Below are 12905 nucleotides of genomic sequence, written 5' to 3'. Positions count from 1 at the left end.
GGGAAAGGTTCTGGAACACTCGAGACCGTCGCGTGCCACGCCTGCGATGCAGGACGGGACGCCGCGCGTCATGCGCTCAAGGCGTCCAGTGCAGGAAGTTGCGATACAGGGCGAGCCCGGACGCGGCACTTTTCTCGGGGTGGAATTGGGTGGCAAAAATGTTATCCCGCGCCACCGCACAGGTAAAGCGCGGGCCGTACTCGCTGTCGCCGGCGCTGTCGCGCGGGTCCGACGTCTCGGCGTAGAAGCTGTGGACGAAGTAGAACCAGCTCCCGTCCGGCACCTCGCCCCAGACCGGGTGCGCCCGCGTCTGGTGCACGCGGTTCCAGCCCATCTGCGGCACCTTGTAGCGACTGCCGTCAGGCTGGAGCTGCCCATCGAGGCGGAAGCGTCTCACGCGACCGGGGATCAGGCCCAGCCCGGGCGTATCCTGCTCCTCGCTGTGGTCCAGCAGCATCTGCATGCCCACGCACACGCCCATCAGCGGCTTGCGCGCAGCGGCGTCGAGCACCGCTTCCTTCAGGCCGCTGTCGGCGAGCTCGCGCATGCAGTCGCGCATCGCGCCCTGCCCTGGCAGCACGATGCGCTCGGCGGCATAGACCTCGTCGGGCTGCGAAGTGATGACCACCCGCACGCCCTGGTCCTGCGCGGCCGCCATCACCGCCTGCGACACCGAGCGCAGGTTGCCCATGCCGTAGTCGACGACCGCGACGGTGCGCGGCTGGCTGGTTCCCGAGGCGTTCACAGCGTGCCCTTCGTCGACGGGATCACGCCGGCCGACCGCGGATCCAGCGTCATCGCCATGCGCAGCGCGCGGCCGAAGGCCTTGAACATCGTCTCGCACTGGTGGTGCGCGTTGTGGCCCTTGAGGTTGTCCACGTGCAGCGACACCAGCGCGTGGTTGACGAAGCCCTGGAAGAACTCGTAGGTCAGCTGCGTGTCGAAGGCGCCGACCGATCCGGCGGTGAACTTGACGTCCATCGCCAGGCCGGGACGGCCGGAGAAGTCCACGACCACGCGCGACAGCGCCTCGTCCAGCGGCACGTAGCTGTGGCCGTAGCGGGTGAGGCCCTTCTTGTCGCCGATCGCCTGCGCGACCGCCATGCCCAGCGTGATGCCGACGTCCTCGACGGTGTGGTGGCCGTCGATGTGCAGGTCGCCCTTGGCCTCGATGTCGAGGTCGATCAGCCCGTGGCGGGCGATCTGGTCGAGCATGTGGTCGAAGAAACCGATGCCGGTGTTCAGCGACGCCTGACCGGTGCCGTCCAGATTCACGCGCACGCGGATCTGCGTTTCCTTGGTGTCGCGGCGGACTTCGGCGATGCGTTCGGAGCTCATGGGGATTCCAGGGAGATCAGGAGGATGTCAGACTGGCTTCGATGGCCGCCAGCATGGCCGCGTTCTCGTCCGGCGTGCCGACCGTCAGGCGCAGGCAACGAGCCAGGAGCGGATGCATGCCCGAGACGTTCTTCACCAGCACCCCGCGGGCCTTCAGGTCAGCGTGGAGGCGGTTGGCGTCGGGCACGCGCACCAGGATCATGTTGCCCTCGCTCGGGAAGGCGTGCAGGTCGACGGTCCTTGCCAACGTGGCCAGCGCGGTCTGCAGCTTCTGGCGCTCGGCCCGCAGCTCGGCGGCCTGACGCTCGTAGACCTCGGCGTGTTCCAGCGCGAAGAGGCCGGCCTCCGCGTTCAGCACGCTGACGTTGTACGGTGGCCGCAGCTTGTCGATGTGACGGATCAGCTCGGCGTTGCCCATCATGTAGCCGATGCGCACACCGGCCAGGCCGAACTTGCTCATCGTGCGCATGACCAGCACCTGCGGATGGCGCGCCATCAGCGCCATCGAATCGCGCGCGGCGAAGGGCTGGTAGGCCTCGTCCATGACGACCAGCCCCGGCGCGGCCTGGGCGATGCGCTCGATGACGGCGTCGTCCCAGAGATTGGCGGTCGGGTTGTTCGGATAGGCCAGGTAGACGATCGCGGGACGGTGCTCGGCGATCGCGGCGAGCATCGCGGCCTCGTCGAGCTCGAAATCCGCCGTCAGCGGCACGCCGACGAAGTCCAGGTGCTGGTACCTCGACGACAGCTCGTACATGACGAAACCCGGCACCGGTGCGAGGACGACGACACGCCCGCCCGGCTGGCAGACGGCCATCGCCAGCAGCGAGATCAGTTCGTCGGAGCCGTTGCCCAGCATCAGCGACTGGCCTTCGGGCAGCTTCGCGTGCGCGGCCAGCGCCTGCGCCAGTTCCTGCGTGCGTTCGCCCGGATAGCGGTTGATGGCGACGGCGCCCAGGCGCTCGCCCAGCGCGCGCTGCAGGTCCTCCGGCAGCCGGAACGGGTTCTCCATCGCGTCCAGCTTGATCAGGCCGGCGGACGGATGCACCTGGTAGGCGTGCATCGCGCGGACGTCCTCGCGCAGGACACCGAGGGCTCGATCGAGGGCAGCTTTCATGGGGCGACCGCCGCGGTGGGCAGCAATTCGGAAAGGGAGACGCCAGCCGGCAACGCGCGCCGCGGGTCGACGATCAGGACGCTGTCGTAGAGCTGTCCGTGCGGCAGCGCCAGACTCAGCACCGTCTCGCAGCCCTGCGCCTTGGCGGCCGCGACGATCAGCGCGTCGGCGTACGCCAGCGAGAAGCGGCTTTCGAGCGACCAGGCCGATTCGACCGTCGCATGATCGGTCGACCACGGCGCCCAGCGCTGGTAGCGGCGCACCTCGGCCCGCGCGTCGCCGTTCGGCATCGCGGGGGTGATGTGCGTCGTCACCGCGCGGTAGAAGTCGTTGAGGACCTGGCTGGACGTGCGTCCCAGGCGCTGCTGCCACAGGCAGCGCAGCCAGGCCATGGCCTGCGCGCGGCGGGCAGGATCGGCGCCATCCTCGCTGAGGATCAGCACCGAGGTGTCGACGAAGACCGGCGCGGTCAGTTCAACGGGAGCAACGGAGGTGCTCACAGCAGCTCCCGTCCAGGATACGGCTGGCCGTCGGACGACCAGGTGCGCTCGCGGTGCAGCCAGTCCTGCAAGGCGCGCTCGTAGGCGTCGTCGTGGCGCATCTTCTCGGCGAGCAACTCGCCGACCAGCCGCGAGACGCTGGTGTTGCGCCGCGCCGCCTCCAGCCTCGCCCACTCGGCGACGCTGTCTTCCATGGTCACGGTGACGTTCTTCATCAGGCCTTCAGAGTAACACGAAGTTCGTGTTGCACGAACTTCGTGTTGGATGAAGACCGACTTCGGTCGTCCTGGCGCGGGCTCTCCACGACTCAGGGGACGTCCCTCCGGGAACCCCCAGAGTCGTTCCGGCCCCACGGAGGCTCGCTGCCCCCCTGGTCTTGGACTGCGGAGGGTCAGGCCTGCAGGCGGAACTGCGCGACGACGTGCTGCAGGCTCCCCGCCTGCTCGCGCAGCGACTCGGAGGCCGCCGACGACTCTTCGACCAGCGCGGCGTTCTGCTGGGTGACCTCGTCCAGGCGCTGGACGGCCTGCCCCACCTCCATCAGGCTCGTGCTCTGCTCCTGCGTGGCCGAGGAGATCTCCTGGATGATGTCCGTCACCCGCTGCACCGCGGAGACGATCTCGCGCATGGTCTCGCCGGCATCGCTGACAAGGCGTGACCCCACGTCGACACGCTCGACGCTGGCGCCGATCAAGGTCTTGATCTCCTTGGCCGCCTCGGCGCTGCGCTGCGCCAGCGACCGGACCTCGCTCGCGACCACCGCGAAGCCGCGGCCCTGCTCGCCCGCGCGAGCGGCTTCAGCGGCGGCATTCAGCGCCAGGATGTTGGTCTGGAAGGCGATGCCGTCGATCGTGCCGATGATGTCGGAGATCTTGCGCGAGGAGGCGTTGATCTGGTCCATCGTGCTGACCACCTCGGACACCACGACGCCGCCGCGATCGGCGACCTGGCTGGCATTGAGCGCCAGCTGGCTGGCCTGGCGCGTGGAGTCGGCGTTGAGACGGACCGTGTCGGTCAGCGCGTGCATCGTCGCCGAGGTCTCTTCCAGGCTGGACGCCATCTGCTCGGTCCGCGCCGACAGGTCGCTGCTGCCCGCGGCGACCTCGGCGCTGGACATCGCGATGCTCTCGGCACTAGTGCGCACCGCCGACAAGGACCGGTTCAAGGCGCCCTGCATCGCCGACAGCGCCTGGGCCAGCTGGCCCAGCTCATCGCGGCGCGAGGTATCGATGTCGACGGTCAGATCGCCTTCGGCGACACGCGTGGCGACGCCCACCATGGCGGTCAGCGGACGCACCGTGCTGCGGGTCAGGTAGAAGGCCAGCACGCCACCGGCGGCCAGCGCAGCCAAGATCAGTACCACCATGGTCGTGATGACGGTCCTGTAGGCCTTCCGCGATTCCTCGATGCTGTCGCCCGCGCCCTGCGTGTTGATGTCGACCAGCTTCTGCACGGCGCCGATCAGCGCGACGAAGGCCTGCTGCGATTCGCCGTTGACAGTGGATTGGTATTCACCGCGGTTGCCGGCCTTGCGCGCGGCGATCAGCTTGTCCTGCACTGCGATGAAGGTCGCGTATTTCGCTTTTGCGTCCTTCCATTGCTCAGCCTCAGCCGGGGAAGACACCAGCGTCTCATACGTCTTGGCGAGTTCGGGCAGCGACTTCTCGCGCAGGTTCTTGATGCGCTCCTGCTCCTGCTCGACTTCGAGGATGACGTCTTTCAAGCACATGCCCATCTCGGCCCGTCGCAGCTCGTTGAGATCGCCGCGCAAGGCGTTGATCGCGTTGATCGACGGGATCCAATCGGATCCCATTTCTTCCACGTTGCCCTGGATCACCTGCATGCGGGTGATCGCCACCACGCCCACCAGCACGGTGGCCAGCAGCACGGCCGCGAAACCCAGTGAGATGCGTACCCCGACGCGCAGATCCGAGACCTTCATGATTCGACGTCCTGTGATGGAGATGTTCGAAGCATGCTAGGCGTTTCGCACGAAAGGGCGAACCGCGAAACGACGGGAAATGTGGCGGTTTATCCGCGACCCAGGGTTTGCCCGGCGTCACCGCGTGAAATCTGCGCGACCCCGCCCGCGAACCGCCGCCGCCCGACGGCGGCGGGTCATCGCTTGAGCCGGAACTCCGCCGCCTGCGCGTGCGCCTGCAGGCCCTCGCCGTAGGCGAGCGTCGCAGCGATGGGGCCGAGCACCTGCGCGCCGGCCTCGCTGACCTCGATCAGGCTGGAGCGCTTCTGGAAGTCGTAGACGCCCAGCGGCGAGGAGAAGCGGGCCGTGCCTGAGGTCGGCAGCACGTGGTTCGGGCCGGCGCAGTAGTCGCCGAGCGACTCGCTCGTATAGGCCCCGAGGAAGATCGCACCGGCATGGCGCAGCAGCGGCTCCCAGCGGTGCGGATCGGCGCTGGAGACTTCCAGGTGTTCCGGCGCGATGCGGTTGCTGATCTCGCAGGCTTCTTCCATCGACCGCGTCTGGATCAGCGCGCCCCGCCCTTCCAGCGACGCGCGGATGACGTCCTTGCGCGGCATGCCGGGCAGCAGGCGCTCGATGGCCTCGCGGACCTGGGCGATGTAGCCGGCGTCCGGGCACAGCAGGATGCTCTGCGCCATCTCGTCGTGCTCGGCCTGGCTGAACAGGTCCATCGCGACCCAGTCCGGCGGCGTGGTGCCGTCGGCGAGCACGAGGATCTCGCTCGGGCCCGCGATCATGTCGATGCCGACCTGGCCGAAGACGTGCTTCTTGGCGCTGGCGACGTAGGCGTTGCCCGGGCCGGTGATCTTGTCGACGCGCGGCACCGTCGCGGTGCCGTAGGCCAGCGCGGCCACCGCCTGCGCGCCGCCGATGGTGAACGCGCGATGCACGCCGGCGACGTAGGCCGCGGCCAGCACCAGCGGGTTCTTCTCGCCGCGCGGCGTCGGCACGACCATGACGATCTCCGGCACGCCGGCGACCTGCGCCGGGATGGCGTTCATCAGCACGCTCGACGGGTAGGCGGCCTTGCCGCCCGGCACGTAGATGCCGACCCGGTCCAGCGGTGTGACCTTCTGGCCCAGCAGCGTGCCGTCCTCGTCGCGGTAGCTCCAGCTCTCGCCGCAGGCCTGCTTCTGGCGCTCGTGGTAGCTGCGCACCCGCGCCGCGGCCTGCGTCAGCGCCCTCGCCTGTTCGGCGGGCAGGCCGTCGAAGGCGGCCTTCAGTTCTTCGCGGGTCAGCTCCAGCGAGGCCAGCGACCCGGCCTGCAGCCCGTCGAAGCGGGCGGTGTAGTCGAGCACCGCCGCATCGCCGCGTGCGCGCACGTCGGCCAGGATCTCGGCGACGCGCGTCTCGATGGCGGCGTCGGTCTCGGCCGACCAGTGCAACACGCGCTGGAACTGGACCTCGAAATCGGCGTCGGTGGTGTTGAGGGTGCGAAGGGTCGTCGTCATGGCGGACTCCGGAATCAGTCGGCGATCAGGCAGCAGTCGGGCCGCGCCTCACGCGGCCGGCAAGCAGCGGATCAAGCGGAGGGGATGGCGGAAGCGATCGCGTCGATCAGCGGCTTGAGCGCCTCGCGCTTGAGCTTGAGCGCCGCCTGGTTCACGACCAGGCGCGAGGAGATCTCCATGATCCGCTCGACCTCGACCAGGCGGTTCGCCTTCAGCGTGCTGCCGGTGGAGACCAGGTCGACGATCGCGTCGGCCAGACCCGTCAGCGGCGCCAGCTCCATCGAACCGTAGAGCTTGATCAGGTCCACGTGCACGCCCTTGTCGGCGAAATGCTGGCGCGCGATGGTCGTGTACTTGGTCGCCACGCGCAGCCGCGAGCCTTGGCGGACGGCGTGGTCGTAGTCGAAGTCGTCGCGCACGGCGACGCTCATGCGGCAGGCCGCGATGCGCAGGTCCAGCGGCTGGTACAGGCCCGCGCCGCCGTGCTCGATCAGCACGTCGCGGCCGGCCACGCCGATGTCGGCGCCGCCGTACTCGACGTAGGTCGGCACGTCGGTCGCGCGCACGAGCACGACGCGGACGTCGGCCTGGTTGGTCGGGAGGATCAGCTTGCGGGAGCTGTCCGGGTCCTCGAGCACCTGGATGCCGGCGGCGGCCAGCAGCGGCAGGGTCTCTTCGAAGATGCGGCCCTTGGAAAGTGCCAGGGTGATCATGCGGGGTCCTCGGTGAACGCGCGCTTCGCGGGGAAGCGCCTCGGGCGGTGGCCTCGGGGGTTCAGGAGGACGGCAGCGGGTTCACCGGACGGGGACACACCGCCACCCGCCTGCAGGCCGGGTGGCTGTCAGTGATGGTGGTGCGCGGTGCCTTGCTGCGCGAATTCGTCGGGGGTCAGCGTCTTCATCGACAGCGCGTGGATCTGCTCGCGCATGCGATCGCCCAGCGCCTGGTACACGCGCTGGTGGCGCTTGATCCGGCTCAGGCCCTCGAACTCGGCCGACACGATCGTCGCGAAGAAATGGCGTCCGTCGCCCTCGACCTGGAGCTCGCTGCAAGCGAGTCCCTGGGCGATGTAGCTCTGGACTTCTGCGGGGGTCGGATCGGCCATGATGGAGCGGGATTCTACCCGGGTGCTTCCCGGAGGTGATCCAGGCGCTGCCAGCGCCCGGCTTCGTGATTCGAGAGGCCGGGCTTGCGCGGTCCGGCCGGGGAACGGTCAGTGGCGGATCTTGTAGCCGCGACGCAGCAGTTCCAGCGCGATGGCCGCGACCGCCGCGAACGCGATCGCGACAACGCCCAGGCTGACCCACGGCGAGACATCGCTGACGCCGAAGAAGCCGTGGCGGAAGCCGTCGATCATGTAGAAGAACGGGTTCAGGTGGCTGACGCCCTGCCAGAACGGCGGCAGCGAGTGCACCGAATAGAAGACGCCCGACAGGAAGGTCATCGGCATGACGATGAAGTTCTGGAAGGCTGCCATCTGGTCGAACTTCTCCGCCCACAGGCCGGCGATCAGGCCCAGCGAGCCCATCAGTCCGGCGCCCAGGATGGCGAAGGCCAGCACCCACAGCGGGTTGGCCATGCCCGGCGGCGCGAACCACACGGTCGCGATGAAGACGCCGGCGCCCACCATCAGCCCGCGCAGGATGGACGCGCCGGCGTAGGCCAGGAACCAGGCCCAGTGCGACAGCGGCGTGACCAGCAGGAACACCAGGTTGCCGGTGATCTTGCTCTGGATCAGCGACGAGGAGCTGTTGGCGAAGGCGTTCTGCAGCACGCTCATCATCACCAGGCCCGGGATCAGGAAGCTGGTGTAGCCGACGGTGCCGTAGACCTTCACGTGGTCCTCCAGCACATGGCCGAAGACCAGCAGGTAGAGCACGGCGGTCAGCACCGGGGCGCCGACGGTCTGGAAGCCGACCTTCCAGAAGCGCAGCACTTCCTTGTAGAACAGCGTACGCGCGCCTTCGAGGCGGATGGGGAAATGACTCGCGCTCATGTGCGGTTTCCCTGCATGATTTCGATGAAGACGTCCTCGAGGTCGGCGCGGCCGATCTCCAGGTCTTCGATGGGGACGGCGGCCTCGCGCAGCGTGGCGAGGATCTGTTCGACCTCGGCCGCGTCGTGCGCGGTGAGCTGGACGATGCGGCCGGTGATGCGGGCGCGCTCGGACAGGGCCAGCGGCAGCGCCGAGTCGGTCTTGAACTGCAGCATCGTGGACGCGGTGCCCGCGAGCAGCTCCGACGTGCGGTTGAGCGCGACGATCTTCCCCTGCTTCAGCATCGCGATGCGGTGGCAGAGCGCCTCGGCCTCTTCCAGGTAGTGCGTGGTCAGCAGGACGGTGTGGCCTTCGCGGTTCAGGCGCGCGATGAACTGCCACAGCGTCTGGCGCAGTTCCACGTCGACGCCGGCGGTGGGCTCGTCCAGCACGATGACCGGCGGGCGGTGCACCAGCGCCTGCGCGACCAGCACCCGGCGCTTCATGCCGCCCGACAGCTGGCGCATGTTGTTGTGGGCCTTGTCGGCCAGGCCGAGGTTGAGCAGCAGCTCGTCGATCCAGTCGTCGTTGTTGCGCACGCCGAAGTAGCCGGACTGGATGCGCAGCGTCTCGCGCACGCTGAAGAACGGGTCGAAGACCAGTTCCTGCGGCACGATGCCGAGCTTCTTGCGGGCCTCGGCGTAGTCGTCGACGACATCATGGCCGAGCACCGACACCTGCCCCCGCTGGCGCGGGACAGGCCGGCGAGGATGCTGATCAGGCTGGTCTTGCCGGCGCCGTTGGGGCCCAGCAGGCCGAAGAACTCGCCGGGCTGGATGTCGAAGCTGACGCCGTCCAGCGCGCGGAACTGGCCGTCGCGGTAGGTCTTGCTGACATTGCTGAAACGCAGGGCGGGCGGACCGCCGGCCGGCACGGACATGGCGGCCGACTGTTGTGGGGGGCTTGCGGGCATGGGCGGCGATTGTAGGCAGGGGGTCCATCCCGCGCTGGCCTGGGGTCATGACAGAATGCGACCACCTCCCCCACCCCTCACCGCCCCCGGGCCCATGGCCACCAAGAAGCCGCGCCGCACTGCCGAACGCATCCTCGAAGTCACGCTGGACCTGTTCAACCGCTTCGGCGAGCCGAACGTCTCCACGACGCTGATCTCGGCGGAGCTCGGCATCTCGCCCGGCAACCTGTACTACCACTACCCGGCCAAGGACGAGCTGATCAACGCGCTCTTCAACCGCTACGACAAGGCCTTGTCGGAGCTGCTGGGCGCGGTGGGCAACGTGCGCAACGTGGAGGACGCCTGGCTGTTCTTCCACATGCTGTTCGAGCTGATCTGGCAGCACCGCTTCCTGTACCGCGACCTCAACGACCTGCTGTCGAAGAACCGCAAGCTGGAGACGCACTTCCAGCATGTGCTGGAGCAGAAGACGCAGGCGATGGTGGGGATGCTGGGCGGGCTGCAGGCCAGCGGCGCGCTGACGATGCAGGTCCGCGAGGCGGTGCCGACGGCCAACGCGATGGTGGTGCTGCTGAGCTACTGGCTGAGCTATGAGTACGTGCGCGATCCGCGCAACGCGCTCGAGCCCGACCGCGCCGGCGAGGCGCTGATGCGCGGCGCCTTCCACGTGCTGGGGCTGCTGCTGCCGTATCTGGAACCGGCCTCGCGCGACCACCTGTTCCAGCTGGCGGGGAAGTATCAGCCGCAGGCGGGCGGCGGCACGGCCTGACCTCGGCTGGCGAACCCGCCGAAGTACCCGCCAAGGTACCCGCCGAAGAAGGCACCCGCTAACACCGAGACCGGTCGCGGTCCTCCGAACAAACCCTGGATTCGTGCGAAGCCGGACCCCCTGGTCGCGGTTGGCGGCGGAAAACGACACCCTATAAATTAGGGATATCGTATTCACCGACATCAAGGGACCGATTCCATGAAGCGCCTCCTGACCACCGCCGCCCTGCTGGCCCTGATCGCCCCGATGGCCCACGCCGCCACCGCCGAGAACGCCGATGCCAAGGCCCTGCGCGCCGAGTGCGCCAGCCAGCACGCCGTGAAGTTCGACGAGGCCGCCGCCGCCAACGAGTACCGCTTCGTCTACAACCGCGGCGAGTACCGCGGCGAAGCCACCAGCGGCCAGGCCGTCTCCTGCGGCCAGACGCAGTACGCCGAGTACCTGGCCAGCGCCGACCCGGTCCGCGTGATGTCTGCCTACCCGACCGCCGCGGGCCGCCCGCAGCCGGCCAAGAAGGCCTCCGCCGCCAAGTGACCGGATCCGGTTTCGGAGATCCGGCAGCTCACCGCTGTCGTCGAAACGTCGGCTGACACGCCGGCTTCCGGAATGACGAACGCCGCCCTCGGGCGGCGTTTTCCATGGCGGCAGGCCCCACCCGTCGCCGGGGGTCAGGCCTTGACTTCCCACGGCAGCATCAGCGCCAGTGTGAGCAGTTGCTGGAATTCCGGCTCGAAGTGGGCCACGATCCGTTCCGGATCGGGACACAGGCCGGCATCGGCGATCAGTCCGAACTGCACCTGCCCGGCGTAGGTCAGGATGCTGATGCCCAGGCTCATGTCGCCCGCCTGCGGCGCCCAGAACATCACCCGCTCCACGGCCGAGCCGCACAGCTGCAGCGCTTGCGCCGGCCCCGGCACATGGGTCATCAACGCCGTCGCCTTGCGCGAGAGCGTTTTCAGCATCGCCCGCTGGGCGGCCTTCTCGACCGACCCCGATGTCGCCATCAGGCCCATCGCCAAGGCAGGCTGCAGGCTGTTCTTCAGCGCCTGCGTCTGCGCGTGCACGGCATAGAGCCGCTTGACCGGGTTCGTGATGCCAATGGGCAGCGGCAGCGGCACCATGCCGAAGCGGTTGCCCAACTGCCACGCGGTCTCCAGCGGGCGCAGGTTCACCGGCACCAGCGCACGGATCTCCTGACCCTGCGTGTCGTCGCCGTGCTCGCGCAGGTAGAGCCCCAGCGCCCCGGCGACGCAGTTCAGCAGCACGTCGTTCACCGAGACATTCATCGACTTGCCGACCGCCTTGACGGCGTCCAGCGGCAGCGGCGCGCCCCAGGCCACGCGCTTGGCACGACCCGCCTTGCCCTTGAGCCGGGTCTTCGCGTCGTCAGGCGCTTCGGTGAGCGCGGCGGCGTCGTGGAGGACCTGCTTGCCCAGACGTTCCGCCGGGGATGCGTCCGGCGCCCCGGATCCGGCGTGCTCCTGGATCTCACGGACGGTCCAGGCGTTGATCGGCCTGACCATCGCGTCGGCCAGCCATTCGGGTTCGGCCGCGTCATCGACCACGGCGTTTGCGGCCTTCGCCCCCGGGTGCCCTTGCCCGCCTTTGCCGCGGGCAAGGTCGGCGGCACGGCACCGCCATCGGTGATCGACAGCAGCACCGCGATCAGCGCGATACCGTCGGCGATGCAATGGTGCACGCGCGCGATGAGCGCGCTGCTGCCGTCGTAATGTTCGATCAGGTGCAGCTGCCAGAGCGGGCGCGACGGGTCGAGCGGCTCCGCGGCGAGATCGGCGAGGCGGTCCTGCAGCGCCCCTTCGAGCGGACGGCCGCGCCGTCGGTTCAGCGTCTCGGGGATCACGTGCCGCGTGATGTCGACCTCGGCGTCCTCGACCCACCAGGCGCTGTCGCGGGTCTCGATGACGCGCTGTCTGAAGCAGGGGAAGCGGAGCAACCGTTCAGCGACACGCGTGCGCAGGTCGTCCAGCGACACGTGGGGCTTCAGCAGCAGCACGCCGTGGATGATCATGCGGTTGGCTTCGGTGTCCAGCCGCAGCCAGGCCGTGTCGACCTTGGACATCGGTTCGGCCCCCTCCGGCAAGCCGTCGGGACGGACGATGCCCCCGTTGCCGTTCGGCAGGCCCTGGCCCGCGCCCTTCCCCGTCGTCTTGCCGGCGGCGACACGCGGCTTGCGCTGCGCGGGCTCGGCCTTCGTCGGCTTGGACTTGGCGTTCCCGCGGGGGAGGGGCTGGACGCGGCGGTGGGCAATGCGGTCTCCTGGACGGACGGGGCAGGGTACGAGGCGACGGACGAGGCGACGGACGAGGCGACGGACGAGGCGACGGACGAGGCGGTCGAGCCTGGATCATCCGTCATCTAGAGAGGCGGCCCCAGTCCGAACGTGGGGGTGGGATGGGTAACATCGCGGCCATCCGTCCCGATTGTCGCCAACGGGACGCCCAGCTCACCGCCACGGGAGACACACCATGAGCCTGAAGGACCAATTCGACGCCGCCGTCGCCGATTCCAAGAATCTGCCCGAGCGCCCGGACAACCAGACGCTGCTGAAGCTGTACGCGCTGTTCAAGCAGGCGACCGCCGGCGACGTCGAGGGCGACCGCCCCGGCATGACGGACTTCGTCAACCGCGCCAAGTGGGACGCCTGGAAGACCCTCGAGGGCAAGACCAACGACGAGGCGATGCAGGACTACATCGATCTGGTCGAAGGCTTGAAGTAAGCCCTCCAGGAACGGCGCCCGCGCCGGTCCTGCCAGGAGGCCGCCCCGCGAGGGCGGCCTCGT

General features: G+C 68.7%; 14 protein-coding genes and 2 pseudogenes. 3 read left to right on the top strand and 13 right to left on the bottom strand.

Going from position 1 to position 12905, the window contains the following annotated elements; translation table 11 throughout:
* Nucleotides 1–76: 76 nt before the first annotated feature.
* From hisH to ACQ86G_RS12130, 11 genes and pseudogenes are all read right to left on the bottom strand, one after another.
* Nucleotides 77–745, bottom strand: a complete 669-nt coding sequence (gene hisH / locus ACQ86G_RS12180; RefSeq protein ID WP_431260795.1) for an imidazole glycerol phosphate synthase subunit HisH — start codon at nucleotides 743–745, stop codon at nucleotides 77–79.
* Nucleotides 742–1338: an imidazoleglycerol-phosphate dehydratase HisB gene (gene hisB, locus ACQ86G_RS12175; RefSeq protein ID WP_431260794.1), complete on the bottom strand. Its 597-nt coding sequence runs from the start codon at nucleotides 1336–1338 to the stop codon at nucleotides 742–744. Before hisB ends, hisH begins: the two co-directional genes overlap by 4 nt.
* Nucleotides 1339–1354: 16 nt before the next feature.
* Entirely contained in the window at nucleotides 1355–2455 is a 1101-nt protein-coding gene (gene hisC / locus ACQ86G_RS12170; protein ID WP_431260793.1) for a histidinol-phosphate transaminase, read from the bottom strand.
* Complete coding sequence (locus tag ACQ86G_RS12165; protein WP_431260792.1) at nucleotides 2452–2955, bottom strand: PIN domain-containing protein; 504 nt, start codon at nucleotides 2953–2955, stop codon at nucleotides 2452–2454. Before ACQ86G_RS12165 ends, hisC begins: the two co-directional genes overlap by 4 nt.
* A complete protein-coding gene (locus ACQ86G_RS12160) occupies nucleotides 2952–3170 on the bottom strand; it encodes a CopG family transcriptional regulator (RefSeq protein WP_088408424.1) in 219 nt (72 codons plus the stop codon). Before ACQ86G_RS12160 ends, ACQ86G_RS12165 begins: the two co-directional genes overlap by 4 nt.
* Before the next feature lie 176 nt (nucleotides 3171–3346).
* Nucleotides 3347–4897 (bottom strand): methyl-accepting chemotaxis protein, encoded by a 1551-nt coding sequence (locus ACQ86G_RS12155; RefSeq protein ID WP_431260791.1) that lies wholly within the window; start codon nucleotides 4895–4897, stop codon nucleotides 3347–3349.
* Nucleotides 4898–5073: 176 nt separating this feature from the next.
* The gene (gene hisD, locus ACQ86G_RS12150; protein WP_431260790.1) at nucleotides 5074–6387 is read right to left on the bottom strand and encodes a histidinol dehydrogenase; all 1314 of its coding nucleotides are present in this window, start codon (nucleotides 6385–6387) and stop codon (nucleotides 5074–5076) included.
* 71 nt (nucleotides 6388–6458) lie between these two features.
* Entirely contained in the window at nucleotides 6459–7100 is a 642-nt protein-coding gene (gene hisG, locus ACQ86G_RS12145; RefSeq protein WP_431260789.1) for an ATP phosphoribosyltransferase, read from the bottom strand.
* A gap of 128 nt (nucleotides 7101–7228) precedes the next feature.
* On the bottom strand, nucleotides 7229–7492 hold the full coding sequence (locus ACQ86G_RS12140; protein WP_088408428.1) for a BolA family protein: 264 nt from the start codon (nucleotides 7490–7492) through the stop codon (nucleotides 7229–7231).
* Between the two features lie 108 nt (nucleotides 7493–7600).
* The gene (locus tag ACQ86G_RS12135) at nucleotides 7601–8383 is read right to left on the bottom strand and encodes an ABC transporter permease (RefSeq protein WP_331616653.1); all 783 of its coding nucleotides are present in this window, start codon (nucleotides 8381–8383) and stop codon (nucleotides 7601–7603) included.
* Nucleotides 8380–9302 (bottom strand): annotated as a pseudogene (locus ACQ86G_RS12130) (ABC transporter ATP-binding protein). The gene ACQ86G_RS12135 and the pseudogene ACQ86G_RS12130 overlap by 4 nt, the downstream one beginning before the upstream one ends.
* Before the next feature lie 127 nt (nucleotides 9303–9429).
* On the opposite strand from ACQ86G_RS12130, the gene ACQ86G_RS12125 reads away from it, so the two are divergent.
* Nucleotides 9430–10104, top strand: coding sequence for a TetR/AcrR family transcriptional regulator (locus tag ACQ86G_RS12125; protein ID WP_431260788.1), 675 nt, complete (start codon nucleotides 9430–9432; stop codon nucleotides 10102–10104).
* Nucleotides 10105–10302: 198 nt separating this feature from the next.
* Complete coding sequence (locus tag ACQ86G_RS12120) at nucleotides 10303–10638, top strand: hypothetical protein (protein WP_431260787.1); 336 nt, start codon at nucleotides 10303–10305, stop codon at nucleotides 10636–10638.
* A gap of 134 nt (nucleotides 10639–10772) precedes the next feature.
* On the opposite strand, the gene ACQ86G_RS12115 is transcribed toward ACQ86G_RS12120, so the two are convergent.
* Nucleotides 10773–11669: a WSD1 family O-acyltransferase gene (locus tag ACQ86G_RS12115; RefSeq protein WP_431260786.1), complete on the bottom strand. Its 897-nt coding sequence runs from the start codon at nucleotides 11667–11669 to the stop codon at nucleotides 10773–10775.
* Nucleotides 11670–11764: 95 nt separating this feature from the next.
* A pseudogene (locus ACQ86G_RS12110) lies at nucleotides 11765–12133 on the bottom strand (wax ester/triacylglycerol synthase domain-containing protein); the annotation flags it as partial.
* Nucleotides 12134–12590: 457 nt separating this feature from the next.
* Between ACQ86G_RS12110 and ACQ86G_RS12105 the strand changes: the two are divergent.
* Nucleotides 12591–12842 (top strand): acyl-CoA-binding protein, encoded by a 252-nt coding sequence (locus tag ACQ86G_RS12105; RefSeq protein WP_431260785.1) that lies wholly within the window; start codon nucleotides 12591–12593, stop codon nucleotides 12840–12842.
* Nucleotides 12843–12905: the final 63 nt, after the last annotated feature.

The sequence above is a fragment of the Roseateles chitinivorans genome (assembly GCF_050632145.1).
GTDB classification, from domain to species: Bacteria; Pseudomonadota; Gammaproteobacteria; order Burkholderiales; family Burkholderiaceae_C; genus Roseateles; species Roseateles chitinivorans_B.
Note: the sequence above shows the minus strand (reverse complement) of the source record. Positions and strands in the feature narration are given on the sequence as shown.